Raw genomic sequence first — 15,060 nt, 5'->3', positions numbered from 1 at the left:
CATGCCGGACGCCATTCCCGCCGCCACCGTCATCATCTTTCGCGACGCCGCGGCAGGCCCGCCCGAGCTGCTGATGGTCGAGCGGGCAAAGGCGATGGCGTTCGCGGGCGGCGCGATGGTGTTTCCCGGCGGCCGCATCGATCCCGGCGATCACGCCCTCGCCGCGGCGCTCCCGGATGCGCCCGACGATGCCGCAGCACGCATCGCCGCGATCCGCGAGACGATCGAAGAGGCCGGCGTCGCGATCGGGTTCGAGAATGACCTGGACGCCGCAACCACCGGTCATCTGCGATCGGGGCTGCATGCCGGCGAGCCGCTCGGCGCGCTGCTCGACGCGGCGGAGCTGACGCTCGATCTCGCCCGGCTCACACCATTCGCGCGCTGGTGCCCGGCGCACGCGCATATGCGGATCTTCGATACGCGCTTCTACGTCACCGGCTTTCCGCGCGGCGCGCCCGAGCCGGAAATCGACGCGACCGAAAACGTTCGCCTGATCTGGAGCAGCGCGCGCGCCGCGCTGGATGATGCCGATGCGGGGCGAACGCGGATCATCTTTCCCACCCGGCGCAATCTCGAACGGCTGGCGCAGTTCGGCAGCCTGGCCGACGCGCATGCCGACGCGTCGGCATATCCCGTGCGGACGATCACGCCATGGGTGGAGGAACGCGAGGGGGTTTCGCACCTCTGCATCGACGATGATCTGGGCTACCCGGTCACCGCCGAGCGCATCGAGCGGGCGATGCGCGGCTGAACCGCCCTCAGTTCGGCAGCGCGGTCGCCTCGACCTTCTCGACCCAGGCCGGGTAGAAAAGCGGCTGGCGGGTCGACCAGCCCGACGCGGTCGCCGCCGCTTCGCTGATCGACTGCAGCAACTTGCGGCGCAGCTCGGGATGGAGATGCGGCAATGCCGCCGCGGCGCAGAATGCCGCGGGCAGCCACGGCCGCACCTCGGCGCCGATCAACCGCTCGTAGAGGAAGCGATAGGCGGAAAAGGTCGGCAAGCGCCCCTGCCCCAGATCGAACGCGCTCAGCGTGATCAGCGGCGTCATGAAGGGATCGACGGCATCGAGACCGCTGTCGTCCGGAACGATCGCGCGGAGTTCCGACAAGCGCTCGTAGAGCCGGGCCTGAGCGCGGATGCTCGCCGCCTCGACGACATCGCGCGACCAGATCGCCATCGCATCCTCGCGATCGAGCCCGACATCGAGCGATCGCCGCACATAGCGCTGCGTCGCCGCCGTAAAACCGGCGAACTCGCGCATTTCCGCCAGAGCCATCGTGCCCTTCGGCTGCCTGGTCGTCGAACCCATCTCGTCACCCCGCCACATTGAGTCGGGCCAGCGCCCAACCGTTACGAACATGCGCCAAGATGGTTAACACCGCCCTTAACGCTGTGTTCTCCCCACGTTCAGCAGGGAATCACGGTTGCTGCTGCAATGCAACAAAGGTGCGACGAATGGAGTCTGCCGCGCTCGAAAAGGTCGCGGAGTGCGGCAGATAGGCAACAATCGGTGGCGGATCAGATAGCTGGAGCGGCTCGGCGTCGACGCGACTGGATCAACCTCAAACCGTCACCGTCGAACTCGTTTCAGGGTCCATGGTGCTCCATCACCGTCGAGCATACCGGCTTGAATTGCGCCATGGATGCTGAAGCAAGTTCAGCATGACGACATTCGTGACGCGAACTTTTGATTTCAGGTAACTAGCGGCGCTTTTCCGCGTCGGGATCGTAGCCGGAAGAAGGCGCCGGATCGTGGTTATGCACCGGCTGCGTCGAGGACGGCGGATCGGACGCGTCCATCGATTCATCAAGCGCAGTGTCGAGCCGCGCCTCCTTGCTTTCCGGATTGCGTTCAAGACGCTGGTTGATCGCTTCGTCCTGCCCGGCGTCGCGATCCCTGGCCTTCTCCTTTGGCGGCGGTGCGCCCGCCTTGTCATCGATCGGATTGCCCGCGGTCATGATCTGTCTCCTGCTTTCGGGGGAATCAACGAGCCGGGGGGGCGCGCGTTCCTGCACCGGGCGCAGGGCAGGCACGAAAAAGCCCGGCGAGTCTCCCCGCCGGGCCTTCGATCTTGCGTCCTGAAGGAGCGATCAGTTGCGACCGCCGCCGCCCTGCAGGCGCAGGATGAACAGGAACATGTTGATGAAATCGAGGTACAGGTTGAGCGCCGACATGATCACCACGCGCGTCATCATCGGCGTACCGGCGACATGAGCATAGATGCTCTTGGTGCGCTGCGTATCATAGGCGGTGAGCCCGGCGAACAGCAGCACGCCGACCAGCGAGATCACCATCGCGAGCGCGCTCGAATGGACGAACAGGTTGATCAGCATCGCGACGATCAGGCCGATCAATCCCATCAGGAAGAAGGTGCCCATCGCCGAGAGATCGCGCTTGGTGGTGTAGCCGTAGAGGCTGAGGCCAGCGAACGCGGCGGCAGTGCCGAAGAACGAGGTGGCGATCGCGGTCGAGCTGTAGGCGAGGAAAATCGTCGAGAGCGACAGGCCCATGACGACCGAGAAGCCCCAGAACATCATCTGCAGCGTGCTGGTCTTCATGCGCGCCTGGCCGAAGCTCATCGCGAACACGAAGCCGAGCGGCGCGAACATGATGATCCACGCCAGCGGCCCGCCGCCGAGCAGCACGCGTGCGGCCGGCGACGTCGCACCACCCCAGGCGAACAGCATCGCGACGATGCCGGTCAGCAACACGCCCGAGGTCATGTAGTTGTAAACCGACAGCATGTAGGACCGCAGCCCCGCGTCGTACGCATCGCTGCGTGCGGCGGCGCCCGTCGTAAACGGTGCGGCGCTCTGCCGGGGGTCAGACCAGTTTGCCATTAGCGAATAACTCCTTTTCCCGGCATCGGGCCGGATGAGCCGAATATCGTCGGTCGAGCACCGATTTTCAAGCAAAACCGGACATCGCCGGACCGGCTTCGCCCCGTGACGAGGCAATGAGCACCGGTTGCCGCGCCGCCACCCCTTCCCTAGCTCTATTGCCATGCACCGCCTGTTCGTCGCCTTGCGTCCGCCACCGGCGATCCGCGCGCAGCTGATCGCGGCGATGGGCGACGTGCCGCATGCGCGCTGGCAGGACGACGAACAGCTCCACCTCACGCTGCGCTTCATCGGCGAGGTCGATCGTCCGCAGGCGGAGGATGTCGCCGCCGCGCTCGGCCAGGTCCGTGGCCCCGCGCCCGAGATCGCAATCGCCGGCGTCGGCCGGTTCGAGAAGGGCGGCCGCACCGATACGATTTGGGCCGGCATTGCCCCGCGCGGCCCGCTGGCCAAGCTCCACGCCAGCGTCGATCGCGCGCTCGGCCAGGCCGGCGTCGCGCCGGACCGCCGCGCCTTCCTGCCGCACATCACGCTCGCCCGGTTGCCGCGTGGCGCCAGCGTCGAGCCGGCGATCGACAGCTTCCTGGCCGGACGCGCGGATCTTGCCAGCGGCCCGTTCACGATCGACGCCATGATCCTGTTCGCCAGCCGGCTCGGCCACGAGGGCGCCCGCTACGAAGCGATCGCCCGCTATCCGCTCGATACAGTTCCCGCGACACCAGACGGGCGCTCGTAACCATAGCGGGCAAAATGCGACGAGACGAGTGAACCGACAGTGATGCGGTGAGTTACTGCGGGTCGATCCTTGCCACTCCCGGACCCCGTTTCCATGTCGTCATACCGTGATCGCCTGCAGGCGATGAGCAGCAGCCTGCGCAAGAGCTATCCGCTCGCCGAACGCGAGAGCGACCGCCAGTTCGAGCGCTTGTTGCACCGCCTCGCGCGGTGCGAAACCCCGCGCACCGGGCGCTCGTAACTATCGGCCAGTGTGGTGGAACTTCGCTGCATCAAGATCGAATCCTCGTTTCAAGGTCCATGGTGCCCCCATCGCCAAGCGAGGCGGTCGGCGGTGCGCCATGGATGCTGAAACAAGTTCAGCATGACGACACTTATGACGCGAACTTTTGGATTCAGGTGACTAGATGCCGTTAGGTGCATCGCCTGGCCGCTTGATCGGCAGCGGTTCGCCGTCATCCGCCGAATGGCCGGCGGTTTCGTACCAGATCCGATCCTCCTCCTCGCGTCTGGCATGCCATGCATTGCGGCGACGGCGACGCATCGCCGCGCGCTGACGACGATATGCCACGTACCCCGCTCCGGCGGCGGCCGCGATCAACAGGAGAAACAGCAAGGCCCGCATACTCGACCCTCCTTCACGTTAAGATCATCTACACCAAAAGGATGACGCGTCCATGAAGTCAGGATGAATATATTGCGGTTGCGAGATACGCCGGGGCCGAACCGCGACGAGTGGGCGCGCGATGGCGCTCAAGGGTTCCTCTGATTGGAAAAACTGGCTAGCGACGGTGCGCCGCTTTCGAGAGTCCGGACCGTTGCCCGTCATCTATCGCGTCCTTCGACCCATCAATGGTCTGCGCCGGCGCGTCCGGTCGAGCGAGATCGCGTTCATTCTGGTCGCGGTGGGCGTCGGCGCGGGGGCCGGGCTGCTGTCGATCGTGCAGGGCGGCATCTCGCGCACCATCCAGCACCTGCTGTTCGGCGTGCCGAGCGAAGACCGGCTGAGCGCGACGCCATCGCTGCCGCTGTTCGTGCTGATCGCCCTGCCCCTCGGCGGTCTGCTGCTCGGCGGCTTCTCACTGATCGTCAAGGCGCGCCACCGCCGACTGGTCGACGCGGTGGAGGCGAACGCGCTGCACGGCGGCCGCATGTCGGTGCCCGATAGCCTGGTGATTTCCGGGCAGACGATCATTTCCAACGGTTTCGGCGCATCGGTCGGCCTCGAAGCGGCCTATGCGCAGCTTGGCGCGGCGATCGGATCGGTGACGGGAGCGCTGCTCAACCTGCGCCGCGCCGACGTCCGCAACCTCGTCGGCGCCGGTGCGGGTGCCGCGATCGGCGCCGCGTTCGGCGCGCCGCTGGCGGGCGCCTTCTACGCGTTCGAGATCGTCATCGGCGCCTACACGCCCTCGGCCATCGCGCCGGTCGCCGCTGCCGCGCTGACCGCATCGCTGGTCGCGCAGAGCCTGAACGTCGAACCCTATGTGATCGCCATTCCCTCCGATCCGGTGACGGAGGCGCATCATTATTTGCTGTATGCGGCGCTGGGCGCGGTGTGCGCCGGCGTCGGCATCGTCCTGATGCAGACGGTGACCTGGGTCGAGCAAGGCGTGCGGCGATCGAGGCTGCCCGATTGGGCGCGGCCGGCGGTCGGCGGGCTGCTGCTGATCCCGCTCGCCGCGATCACGCCGCAAGTTCTGTCGTCGGGGCATGGCGCGCTGCACGCCGATCTCGCGGTCGGCGCGTCGATCGGGTTCATCGCGCTGGTGTTCCTCGCCAAATCGACCGCCTCGGTGATCTCGCTCGGCTTCGGGTTTCGCGGCGGGCTATTCTTCGCCTCGCTGTTCCTCGGCACCCTGGTCGGGCATCTCTACGCCGACGGCCTGGCGTGGTTCGCCAATCGCGCGCTGGTCGACGATCGCGACGCGGCGCTGGTCGGCATGGCTGCGCTCGCCGTCGCGGTGGTCGGCGGGCCGATGACGATGGCGATGCTGGTGCTCGAATCGACGCAGAACTTTTCGTTGACCGGCGCGGTGATCGCCGCCTCGCTGGTCGCTTCGACGCTGGTGCGCGAGTTGTTCGGCTATTCGTTCTCGACCTGGCGTTTCCACCTGCGCGGCGAAACGATCAAGAGCGCGCGCGACGTCGGCTGGATGAAGACGCTGACCGCAGGTCGCATGATGCGCCGCGAAGCCAACGCCACACCGGCCGCGACAACGATCGCCGAGTTCCGCCGCCGCTTTCCACTCGGCTCGACCAGCCGTGTCGTGCTGACCGACGACGAGGGCGGTTATGCCGGAATCGCGCAACCGGCCCGCGCCTTCGCCGAGGAATCGGATGCAAACGCGCCGATCGGCACCGTCGCGATCCATCCCGAGGTCGCGCTTACCCCCGACATGGACCTGGCCGGCATCATGCGCCTGTTCGATTCCACCGGCGCCGACGAACTCGCCGTCGTCGGCCACGATGGTCGGGTGCTTGGCCTGCTGTCCGAAAGCTATGTCCGTCGGCGCTATGCCGAAGAACTGGAAAAGACCCAGGCTGAATTGTTCGGCGAACGCTAGGAAGTCTTATATCGGACCTTCATCCTGCACGTATTTCAGGGCCCACGGGGCTCCATCAGCGTAGCGCGTGCGAGCCACGGTTGCTCCAAGGATGCTGAAACGAGTTCAGCATGACGATGTTTCCGCATTCGGCCCGCCCCAAACGAACCATATCGGCCGAGGGGGCGCCTAGGAGGCGGCGGTGCTCTTGACCAGGAGCGCGGAGACGGGGTGGATCGCACCATTCGAGCCAAGCGCTTCATCCCCGGTCAGCGTCGCCTGGCTGCCGTCATCGGATGCGACCTGAATCGTATCGCCGGACTTGGTGAAGGTCAGTGTGCCGCCCGACATGGTGGTCATCCTGGCCGAGCCATTGCCGGCGTCGATCGCATTGGCGATGTCGGCGGCGGTGATGAAGCCGGGCACGATATGCGCCTGGACGAGCGCCGCATCTTGCGCCTTCATGTCGTCCTGCTTCATCGCGTCGACGCGATCGGTGCCGAGCGCGTTGAACGCATCGTCGGTCGGCGCAAACACCGTATAAGGCCCGACGCCATCGAGCACGGTATCGAGCCCGGCGGTCTTCACGACATCGCCCATCGTATCGAGATCGTCTCCGCCGAACATATCGGCCAGCGTCTTGTCGCTCGGCGTCACCATCGTCGCATTGCCGGCATCGGCGACCGCCGCCTGTTCATTGGCGGTTCCCTTGCCGCCGCTACACCCGGCGAGAGCGAGTGCCGCCAGCGGCATGCCGAGAGCGAAGATCGATAGCTTTTTCACGGGATTCTCTCCTCTCAGGCGAGCAACTGGATGGCGGCCTCGATCAGCCGGGTCTTCGGATCGATGCGATAGACGTAACCATCATCGTAACGATACCAGGCATCGGACGTGTCGTAATATCGATCGCGATAATCATAGGGCACGTTGTAGATGCCATAGCCATCCGGCATCGCCTGGCCGATCGACCAGTCGCTGCCGGTGAGCAGCGCGGCGATCTGCTCGATCTGATTGCTCTGGGGATCGACGCCATAGAGCACGTTGTCGGCATAACGATAAGCGTATGGCTTGTTATAGTCGCCGTAATAATCCGCATAATAATCCGGCGCCTGCTCAACGGCATAATTGCTCGGCCAGGCGTTGCCGACGGCAAGCGCGCCGCCCAGCACCGGCACGTACGAAACGATCGTCTGGGTTGCCGGGTTGATGCGATAGACATAGCCCGAATCGTATCGATATGCGGCGTCCTGCTGCTGGCGCCAGCGCCACCAGCCATCCGACGGATGGCGGGCGGCGTAGAGCTGCTTTACCTGCCCCGGCGGCAAGCAGCCGTGTCCGGGCGGGCACCCATCGACGAAATGATGCTGCTGCCTGGGCAATTGCGCGACATAGGCACGATCGGTGACGACCACTGGCCGTCGATCTGGCTTCGGTCTGTCCTTGCGCGCCTGGGGCTGGCTGGAACGCCATAACGCGCGTTCGGCGACATGCTGCCGCTCCTGCTGCGCGCGTTGGCGCAATTGCGTGAGGTTGGGCGCCGGCTGGCGCTCGGTGCGGCTTCCATGACCGTGCTCCTGACGGCCGGGTTGCCCGCCGGGGCCGGTCTGTCCCTGCTGGCGGTCGTTACCGGAATGATCGCGCGACGATTGCGGTGATTGCGAGCCGGGGCGGCCTTGCGCCTGTTGCTGCGGCCCCGGCCGCGCGTGGCCGCGATCCTGCGCGGCTTGCGGTTGTTCGTGCTGTTGCGGGGCGGCCTGATGCGGGGACTGCTGGCGCTGTTGCGACGACGCCTGATGCTCGGGCTGTTCGCGCCGCTTCGAGCTTTCCTGATGCTGCGCGGGTTGGCGCTGCGTTATTGATTGTGCCGCCTGTTGATGCCGGTCGGCCTTTTGCCGAGGCGCCGTCTGGTGCGATCGCCCGGCCTCCTTGCTCGATGCGGCCTGTTTCCTGCCGTCCTGCGGCGCGCCATGCCCATGGTCCTGCGCCAGCACGGGGGCGGCCAGCAGCGCGGCCAGGGCAGACGTGGTAAGCAACACATTACGCATCTGTAACCTCCTTGCGGGTGCCAATAACGGGAGAGGAATGCGAACTGTTCCAAGTCGGCGCTTGCCTGTCGCCGCCACGCGCGCGATGAAGCGGGGCATGACAGACCTGACCAGCTTCGTCCGCGGCCTGCCCAAGGCCGAGCTTCATCTGCATATCGAGGGCAGCCTCGAGCCCGAATTGATGGTGAGGCTCGCCGAGCGTAACGGCGTGTCGATCCCGTTCGGCAGCGTCGAGGAGGTACGCGCCGCCTATAGCTTCACCAAGCTGCAGGATTTCCTCGACATCTATTATCAGGGCGCCAATGTGCTGCGCGAGCAGCGCGACTTCCACGATCTCGCCGCGGCCTATTTCGATCGCGCTGCGGCCGACGGCGTGGTTCATGCGGAAATCTTCTTCGATCCCCAGACGCACACCGATCGCGGCATTCGCTTCGCGACCGTCATCGAAGGGCTGCTGTCGGCGATGGCCGAAGCCGAGGACAAGCACGGCCTGACCTCCAAGCTGATCCTGTGCTTCCTGCGCCACCTGGACGAGGACGCCGCGTTCGCGACGCTGGAGGCGGCGGAGCCCTGGCTCGATCGCATCGCCGGCGTGGGGCTCGATTCGTCGGAAGTCGGCCACCCGCCGGAGAAATTCGCCCGCGTGTTCGCCAAGGCGCGCGACAAGGGGCTCAAGATCGTCGCCCATGCCGGGGAGGAAGGGCCACCCGAATATGTCCACCAGGCGCTCGAAATTCTCAAGATCGACCGGCTGGACCATGGCAACCGCAGCCTGGAAGATCCGGTGCTGACCGCGCACCTGGCGCGGACAGGGATGACGCTGACGGTCTGCCCGCTGTCCAACCTCAAGCTGTGCGTCATCGACGACATGACGCAGCATCCGATCGACCGCATGCTGCGCACCGGCCTGCGCGCGACGATCAATTCGGACGATCCGGCCTATTTCGGCGGCTATGTCGTCGACAATTACCTGGCGGCGGCCGAGGCGCGCGGGCTCGACCGCGACGACATCGTCACGCTGGCGCGCAACAGCTTCCTCGGCTCTTTCCTCGACGACGAGACGGTGGCGGCGCACTGCGCCCGGCTCGACGCCTATGTGGCGGCGAACGCCTGATGCCGGTGTTCACGCGGATCGGCCATGACGATTATGTCGCGCAGGTGCTCGAACTGGCGAACCAGATCGGCGCCGATGCCTGGACACCGTCGTTCATCATCGGCATCGGCCGCGGCGGGCTGGCACCGGCGGTCTATCTGAGCCACGCGACGGGCCTGCCGATGCTGTCGGTCGATCATTCGAGCGAGGTACCCGATTTCGCCGACGCGCCGCTGGTCCGGCTTGCCGCCCGCACGCGCGAGGGCGAGCGGCTGCTGTTCCTCGACGATATCAACGACACCGGCGGCACGATCGCCAAGCTGCGCCGCGCATTGATCGACGCTGGCGGGATCGCCGAGAACATCCGCTTCGCGACGCTGATTGACAATTCAGGCTCGTCGCAGCGCGTCGATTATCGCGCGCGGACGATCGACCGGGCGGAAACCAAGGACTGGTTCGTGTTTCCTTGGGAAGCAGTCGCGCCGCAAAGCGCTCTTGACGACGACGCGGCCGAAGTGCCCGAACGGATCGCCTAGGGCCGATCGACAGTCAGGCTTGGCCGCGATCAGGCCGATGCACGCCCGCCCATTGGGCCGGGGTGAATGCTTCGCCAGCTTCACCCGCCACGGCGGACTCGTTTCAGGGTCCATGGCGCCACGCCGGCCGCACGCGGATCGCGATCGTTGCACCCTGGATGCTGAACCAAGTTCAGCATGACGACACTTGTGACGCGAACTTAAGATCCAGGTGACTAGGACAGAGCAGCGAGCGCCTGTTTGACGCCGTCGAGCGTGAACGGCTTATCCAGTGTCGGGCGGCCGCGATGCGGGCCTGCGATGGTCTCATCGCTGCCGCCGGTCGCGAGCACGAAGGGAATGCCCTTGCCGGCCAGCACGTCGGCGACGGGCCAGCTCTTTTCGCCGCCGCGAAGATTGACGTCGAGGATGGCGGCGTCGAGGCCGCCGGCTTCGACCAGCGCGAGTGCGTCTTCCACGGTGTCGGCAGTGCCGGCCGACTGATGACCGAGCATGTCGAGAAAATCCTCGAGCATCATCGAGATCAAGGGTTCGTCTTCGACGACCAGGACGCGGCGGGAGCTACTCATCGACGGAGCTTTAGCGCCGCTATAAACCCGCCGCCAGCGGCTATTTTACCGTCAGCGCATCGCGCGCGGCTTCGGCAAGCTGCTGCACCGAAAAGGGTTTCGGCAGGAAAGCGACATGATCGATGTCGATCGACTTGCGCAATTGCTCCTCGGCATAGCCCGACATGAACAGGATCGGCAGATCGGGATAGCGTTTGCGCACGCGCGCGACCATCGTAGGGCCGTCCATCGTCGGCATGACGACATCGGAGATGAGCAGATCGGGCCGTTCCGATTCGGCGATCAACTGCAGCGCCGCTTCGCCGTTTTCCGCGGTCAGCACGGTATAGCCCTGCCGTGTCAGCGCGCGCTCGGCAACCGCGCGGACCATATCCTCGTCCTCGACCAGCAGGATCGTGCCCGAGCCCCACAGATCGCCCGGCTTGTCGCGCAGCGCCGGGCGCGCGGCCTGCGTCGGCGCGCCTTCGGCATGGACCGGGAAATAGATCGTGAAGGTAGCGCCCTTCCCCGGCTTCGAGCTGGCGAAGATATAACCGCCCGATTGCTTGACGATACCATAGACCGTGGAGAGGCCGAGCCCGGTGCCCTTGCCGATATCCTTGGTGGTGAAGAACGGCTCGAAAATCTTGGGCAGGATATCGGGCGGAATGCCGGTGCCGGTATCGGTCAGGCGCAGCGCGGTATAATCCGCGATCGGCAGCAACTCGCTGTCCATCCGGCGCACCTCGGCCGCCGTCACCGACAGCGTTTCGATCATCAGCCTGCCGCCGCCCGCGCCGATCGCATCCTTGGCATTGACCGCGAGATTGACGACGACCTGTTCGAGCTGCCCCGGATCGGCGCGGATCGGCCCGAGGTTGCGGCCGTGCTTGACCGTCAGCGTCACCGTTTCGCCGAGCAGCCGCTTGAGCAGGTTCGACACTTCCGAAATCACGTCGGGCAATTGCAGGATCTGCGGGCGCAGCGTCTGCTGCCGCGAGAAGGCGAGCAACTGGCGGGTCAGGCTGGCGGCGCGATTCGAATTGGCCTTGATCTGCTGGATGTCATCATAATCGCTGTCACCGGGCGAATGGCGCATCAGCATCAGGTCGCAATGGCCGATGATCGCGGTGAGCACATTGTTGAAATCGTGGGCGACGCCGCCGGCGAGCTGCCCGACCGCGCGCATCTTGGTCGCCTGCTCGACCTCGCGCTTGAGCCGGCTTTCCTCGCTATTATCCTTGAGGCTGAGCAGCACCGCGGCATCGCCCAGCCCGCGCGCGCCGGCGATGGTCAGCGCGACCGGCTCGTCGGGATGGCCCTTCAGGCGGACCGCGATATCGGTGACGTGCCCGGATCCGTTGGCGAACCGGCGGATCGCGTCGGCGACGGCGGTCTTGTCCTCGCGCACGACGAGATCGCCGGGGAAAACGGGCGGGTTGGACGAATCCACCTCGGCCGCCCGCTCGAAGGCGCTGTTCATCTCGATGAAGCGGCTGTCGCGATCGACCAGTGCCATGCCGAACGGCAGCATCGAGATCAGGCTGCGCACCTGTTGCGCGGCATTGCCGTCGCTGGCGCGCTGCACGCCCTCTTCATCGACCAGCGCGACGAGCAGCGGCGCATCCTCGCCGTCGAGGAACGGCACCTGCAACACGCGCACCGGGACGCCGGTGGTGCCTTCGCGCTCGAAACGGACGAGGCCGCGCGAATCGGTGACGAGGAAGCGGGCGAAATCGCCGCCGATGATCGCGCCTTCCTCATGCCCCATCGCGCGTGCGCGAAACACGCGGTTGGCGGCGCGGATTCGGCCGTCAGGCGAGACCAGCGCCAGCATGATCCCCGCGGCGGCGAGCCGATCGCCATGCCTGCCGCCGATCAGCGCGGCGGCGCTGGCGGCGAGATCGAGCCCTTCGCTGCCCGAGAAACGCCACACCAGCATGTCCTGCTCGGTGCCGGCGCGGACGATATCGACCGCGAGCGGCGTGCCGCGCGAGAGCAATTGATCGATCCGGCCGCGGCCGTCTCGCCATGCCGCGCGGCCGGCCGCGGTCAACGCCGCGACGCCGTCTTCGGTCAGCGGCAGGCCGGGCGGCGTGGGGAACCCACCGAACAGCGCCTCATAGCGATCGTTGGCGCATACCAGCCGCCCGCCGCGATCGGTCACCGCGACGGCATCGGTGCTCGCCTCGGCCAAGGCATGGGCAACCGACCAATCGACCGGGCGGACCTCGTCCTGCGCGCGCGCCGGCGCTAACCGGCGCCAGGCCAGCGCGACGCCGAAGAGAAGCAGCGCGGTGGCCAGGAAGCCCGCTGCGACCGCAACGCTTCCCACCAGCCACAGGATCAGCAGCGCCGCCGCCAACCCCGCTGCGCCGGCGATCAGCGCTGCGCTGCGCGTCGGATCGAGCCGGGAGGAATAAGCGGAACGCGAGGCCATGCACCTTCTTTGGCGGCGGACGGCATGGCGTCAAGGATTTCGCACGACGCGACGAACGACACGCCCGGCCGCGCCGTTCCGACGCGACCGGATCGTGCGGCAAGCGCCGCTGCCGCTTACCAGATTTTCACGCGCTGATCGGGCGTGAGATAGAGTTTCTGCCCGGGCTTGACGTCGAACGCGGGATACCAGGGATCCATGTCGCGAACGATCCAGGCGCGCTGCGGATTGGGCGAATGCGGATCGGTGAGCAGGCGTTGGCGCCGCGCCGCGTCGCGCACGTTTTGCCGCCAGACCTGCGCCCAGCCGAGATAGAAGCGCTGATCGCCGGTGAAGCCGTCGATCACCGGCGCCGTCTTGCCGCCAAGCGACGCGTGATAAGCATCATAAGCGGTGTTGAGGCCGGCGAGATCGGCGATGTTCTCGCCCATCGTCAGCTTGCCGTTGACGTGTTGGCCGGGCAGCGGCTCATAGGCATCATATTGCTTGCCCAGCTTGTCGGTCAGCGCCTCGAAACGCTGGCGATCCTGCGGCGTCCACCAGGTTTCGAGCTTGCCGTGGAGATCGTATTTCGATCCCTGATCGTCGAACTGGTGGCTCATCTCGTGGCCGATGACCGCGCCGATGCCGCCGTAATTCACCGCCGGATCGGCCTTGGGATCGAAGAAGGGCGGCTGCAGGATCGCCGCCGGGAAGACGATCTCGACCTGCCCGAAATTCGAATAGGCATTCACCGTCATCGGCGTCATGCCCCATTCCCAGCGCATGATCGGCTTGCCGAGTTTTTGCGCATTCCAGTCATGCTGCCACTGGTTGGCGCGCAATTCGTTGCCGAACGCATCGCCGGCGCTGATCGTCAGGTTCGAATAATCATGCCATTTGTCTGGATAGCCGATGCGTGGCGTGAAGGCGGCGAGCTTCGCCTGCGCCTTGGCCTTGGTCGCCGGGGACATCCAGGCCAGCTTGTCGAGCCGCTTCGAAAATGCCTGGATCAGATTGTGCACCAGTTCCTGCGCGGCGGCCTTGGTTTCCGGCGGGAAATATTTACCGACGTAGATTTTCGAGACGTCGTCGGTCAGCGCGCCGGTGACGAAATCGACGCCGCGCTTCCAGCGATCCTTCTGCTGCGGCGTGCCCGACAGCACGGTGCCGTAAAAGTGGAAATTCTCCTTGTCGAAGGCACTCGGCAGCACGTCGGCATAATTGTCGAGCGAGCGCAGGATGAGCTGATCCTTGAGCACCTGCAACGGCGTATCCGCGACGATCTTGGCGATGCCCGTCACCGCGCTGGGCTGCGCGACGATCACGCTGTCGCTCGGCACGCCGTCTTCCTTGAAGAAGGTCGCGAAATCGAAGCCGGGCGCGCTCTGGACGAGCTGCGCCACCGTCATCTTGTTGTAGGTCTTGTCGGCATCGCGACTGTCGGTGCGCGTCCAGCTGACCTGGGCAATGCGGGTTTCGAAATCGAGGATTGCCTGCGCGCGCGCCGCGGCATCGGGCATGCCGGCAAGCTCGAACATCTTCTGGATGTGCTGAAGATAGGCGGCCTTGGCCTCGGCCAGCTTGGGATCCTTCTTCGGGTTCAGATAATAATCGCGATCGGGCATGCCGAGGCCCGATTGGCTGAGGCCGAGAGCATAGAATTCGGGGTTCTTGTCATCCTGGCTGACATAGGCACCGAACGGCCCGTCGATCCCGTCGCGCGCGGCCTTGGCGAGCAGCGCGGGATAGCCCGCCTTGCCGTCGAGCGCGTCGATCGTGTCGAGCCACGGCTTGATCGGCGCGAGCCCCTTGGCATCGATCGCGGCGGTATCGAGATAAGTGGCATAAGCGGTGCCGATCTTGGAATTGGGATCGTCCTTGGCATCATCCAGGATCGCACGGGTGCGTTCGCGCGACAGATCGGCCAGCACGTTGAACGCGCCGTAAGCCGATTCATCGGACGGGATCGCGGTATCCTTCGCCCAGGTGCCGTTGGCATAAGCGTAGAAATCGTTGCCGGGTAGCACGCTCTTGTCCATGCCGCCGACGTCGAACCCGAAATCGCCGAGCTGGGCTTGGCCCGAATCGACCGAATGAACCGGGCCGACCGCCGCCTTCGCCAGCGGCGAGGTCGCCGCGCTCTGCGGTGCCGCGGCAATCGCCATGCCGCCCGCGGCGCCAGCCAGCGCCACCACGGACACCGCCGCCAAAATCCCTCTTTTCATCCGACCACTCCACACGCTTATTTTTGAAGACCGGCCGCGGACGCGGCCTGCGATGAAGTGATTGATTA

General features: G+C 65.7%; 15 protein-coding genes. 6 read left to right on the top strand and 9 right to left on the bottom strand.

What is annotated here, in order from left to right:
• Position 1 precedes the first annotated feature (1 nt).
• Positions 2 to 751, top strand: coding sequence for an NUDIX hydrolase (locus K7G81_RS03770; protein WP_223029375.1), 750 nt, complete (start codon positions 2 to 4; stop codon positions 749 to 751).
• 7 nt (positions 752 to 758) lie between these two features.
• Here K7G81_RS03770 and K7G81_RS03765 read toward each other — a convergent pair whose 3' ends face one another.
• The 3 genes from K7G81_RS03765 to K7G81_RS03755 form a co-directional block, all read right to left on the bottom strand.
• Positions 759 to 1,310: a hypothetical protein gene (locus K7G81_RS03765; protein ID WP_223029374.1), complete on the bottom strand. Its 552-nt coding sequence runs from the start codon at positions 1,308 to 1,310 to the stop codon at positions 759 to 761.
• Positions 1,311 to 1,702: 392 nt separating this feature from the next.
• Positions 1,703 to 1,960: a hypothetical protein gene (locus K7G81_RS03760; RefSeq protein WP_223029373.1), complete on the bottom strand. Its 258-nt coding sequence runs from the start codon at positions 1,958 to 1,960 to the stop codon at positions 1,703 to 1,705.
• A 132-nt stretch (positions 1,961 to 2,092) separates the two neighbouring features.
• Positions 2,093 to 2,842: a Bax inhibitor-1/YccA family protein gene (locus K7G81_RS03755; RefSeq protein ID WP_223029372.1), complete on the bottom strand. Its 750-nt coding sequence runs from the start codon at positions 2,840 to 2,842 to the stop codon at positions 2,093 to 2,095.
• Positions 2,843 to 3,005: 163 nt separating this feature from the next.
• On the opposite strand from K7G81_RS03755, the gene thpR reads away from it, so the two are divergent.
• Entirely contained in the window at positions 3,006 to 3,578 is a 573-nt protein-coding gene (thpR, locus tag K7G81_RS03750; protein WP_223029371.1) for an RNA 2',3'-cyclic phosphodiesterase, read from the top strand.
• Between the two features lie 93 nt (positions 3,579 to 3,671).
• Positions 3,672 to 3,818, top strand: a complete 147-nt coding sequence (locus tag K7G81_RS03745) for a hypothetical protein (RefSeq protein ID WP_223029370.1) — start codon at positions 3,672 to 3,674, stop codon at positions 3,816 to 3,818.
• Between the two features lie 162 nt (positions 3,819 to 3,980).
• Here K7G81_RS03745 and K7G81_RS03740 read toward each other — a convergent pair whose 3' ends face one another.
• Positions 3,981 to 4,202 (bottom strand): hypothetical protein, encoded by a 222-nt coding sequence (locus K7G81_RS03740; RefSeq protein ID WP_223029369.1) that lies wholly within the window; start codon positions 4,200 to 4,202, stop codon positions 3,981 to 3,983.
• A gap of 121 nt (positions 4,203 to 4,323) precedes the next feature.
• Here K7G81_RS03740 and K7G81_RS03735 point away from each other — a divergent pair, with 121 nt between their 5' ends.
• Complete coding sequence (locus tag K7G81_RS03735) at positions 4,324 to 6,144, top strand: chloride channel protein (protein WP_223029368.1); 1,821 nt, start codon at positions 4,324 to 4,326, stop codon at positions 6,142 to 6,144.
• A gap of 168 nt (positions 6,145 to 6,312) precedes the next feature.
• On the opposite strand, the gene K7G81_RS03730 is transcribed toward K7G81_RS03735, so the two are convergent.
• Together K7G81_RS03730 and K7G81_RS03725 are read right to left on the bottom strand one after the other, a co-directional pair.
• Entirely contained in the window at positions 6,313 to 6,906 is a 594-nt protein-coding gene (locus tag K7G81_RS03730; RefSeq protein WP_223029367.1) for a fasciclin domain-containing protein, read from the bottom strand.
• A 14-nt stretch (positions 6,907 to 6,920) separates the two neighbouring features.
• Positions 6,921 to 8,168, bottom strand: coding sequence for a hypothetical protein (locus K7G81_RS03725; protein WP_223029366.1), 1,248 nt, complete (start codon positions 8,166 to 8,168; stop codon positions 6,921 to 6,923).
• Between the two features lie 97 nt (positions 8,169 to 8,265).
• Between K7G81_RS03725 and K7G81_RS03720 the strand changes: the two genes are divergently transcribed.
• Positions 8,266 to 9,282 (top strand): adenosine deaminase, encoded by a 1,017-nt coding sequence (locus tag K7G81_RS03720; RefSeq protein WP_223029365.1) that lies wholly within the window; start codon positions 8,266 to 8,268, stop codon positions 9,280 to 9,282.
• The gene (locus K7G81_RS03715) at positions 9,282 to 9,797 is read left to right on the top strand and encodes a phosphoribosyltransferase (RefSeq protein ID WP_223029364.1); all 516 of its coding nucleotides are present in this window, start codon (positions 9,282 to 9,284) and stop codon (positions 9,795 to 9,797) included. The genes K7G81_RS03720 and K7G81_RS03715 overlap by 1 nt, the downstream gene beginning before the upstream one ends.
• A gap of 215 nt (positions 9,798 to 10,012) precedes the next feature.
• Here K7G81_RS03715 and K7G81_RS03710 read toward each other — a convergent pair whose 3' ends face one another.
• The 3 genes from K7G81_RS03710 to K7G81_RS03700 form a co-directional block, all read right to left on the bottom strand.
• Complete coding sequence (locus tag K7G81_RS03710; RefSeq protein ID WP_223029363.1) at positions 10,013 to 10,366, bottom strand: response regulator; 354 nt, start codon at positions 10,364 to 10,366, stop codon at positions 10,013 to 10,015.
• Between the two features lie 40 nt (positions 10,367 to 10,406).
• Positions 10,407 to 12,785: a hybrid sensor histidine kinase/response regulator gene (locus K7G81_RS03705; RefSeq protein ID WP_223029362.1), complete on the bottom strand. Its 2,379-nt coding sequence runs from the start codon at positions 12,783 to 12,785 to the stop codon at positions 10,407 to 10,409.
• A 116-nt stretch (positions 12,786 to 12,901) separates the two neighbouring features.
• Complete coding sequence (locus K7G81_RS03700) at positions 12,902 to 14,992, bottom strand: M13 family metallopeptidase (RefSeq protein ID WP_223029361.1); 2,091 nt, start codon at positions 14,990 to 14,992, stop codon at positions 12,902 to 12,904.
• Positions 14,993 to 15,060 lie beyond the last annotated feature (68 nt).

Source organism: Hephaestia mangrovi (assembly GCF_019880555.1).
GTDB lineage: Bacteria > Pseudomonadota > Alphaproteobacteria > Sphingomonadales > Sphingomonadaceae > Sphingomonas > Sphingomonas mangrovi.
This window is presented reverse-complemented; position numbering and strand designations above follow the sequence as displayed.

Coding starts and splice junctions, on each gene's coding strand:
- K7G81_RS03770 (WP_223029375.1), top strand. CDS start 2: ATGCCGGACGCCATTCCCGCCGCCACCGTCATCATCTTTCGCGACGCC.
- K7G81_RS03765 (WP_223029374.1), bottom strand. CDS start 1,310: ATGGGTTCGACGACCAGGCAGCCGAAGGGCACGATGGCTCTGGCGGAA.
- K7G81_RS03760 (WP_223029373.1), bottom strand. CDS start 1,960: ATGACCGCGGGCAATCCGATCGATGACAAGGCGGGCGCACCGCCGCCA.
- K7G81_RS03755 (WP_223029372.1), bottom strand. CDS start 2,842: ATGGCAAACTGGTCTGACCCCCGGCAGAGCGCCGCACCGTTTACGACG.
- thpR (WP_223029371.1), top strand. CDS start 3,006: ATGCACCGCCTGTTCGTCGCCTTGCGTCCGCCACCGGCGATCCGCGCG.
- K7G81_RS03745 (WP_223029370.1), top strand. CDS start 3,672: ATGTCGTCATACCGTGATCGCCTGCAGGCGATGAGCAGCAGCCTGCGC.
- K7G81_RS03740 (WP_223029369.1), bottom strand. CDS start 4,202: ATGCGGGCCTTGCTGTTTCTCCTGTTGATCGCGGCCGCCGCCGGAGCG.
- K7G81_RS03735 (WP_223029368.1), top strand. CDS start 4,324: ATGGCGCTCAAGGGTTCCTCTGATTGGAAAAACTGGCTAGCGACGGTG.
- K7G81_RS03725 (WP_223029366.1), bottom strand. CDS start 8,168: ATGCGTAATGTGTTGCTTACCACGTCTGCCCTGGCCGCGCTGCTGGCC.
- K7G81_RS03720 (WP_223029365.1), top strand. CDS start 8,266: ATGACAGACCTGACCAGCTTCGTCCGCGGCCTGCCCAAGGCCGAGCTT.
- K7G81_RS03715 (WP_223029364.1), top strand. CDS start 9,282: ATGCCGGTGTTCACGCGGATCGGCCATGACGATTATGTCGCGCAGGTG.
- K7G81_RS03710 (WP_223029363.1), bottom strand. CDS start 10,366: ATGAGTAGCTCCCGCCGCGTCCTGGTCGTCGAAGACGAACCCTTGATC.
- K7G81_RS03705 (WP_223029362.1), bottom strand. CDS start 12,785: ATGGCCTCGCGTTCCGCTTATTCCTCCCGGCTCGATCCGACGCGCAGC.
- K7G81_RS03700 (WP_223029361.1), bottom strand. CDS start 14,992: ATGAAAAGAGGGATTTTGGCGGCGGTGTCCGTGGTGGCGCTGGCTGGC.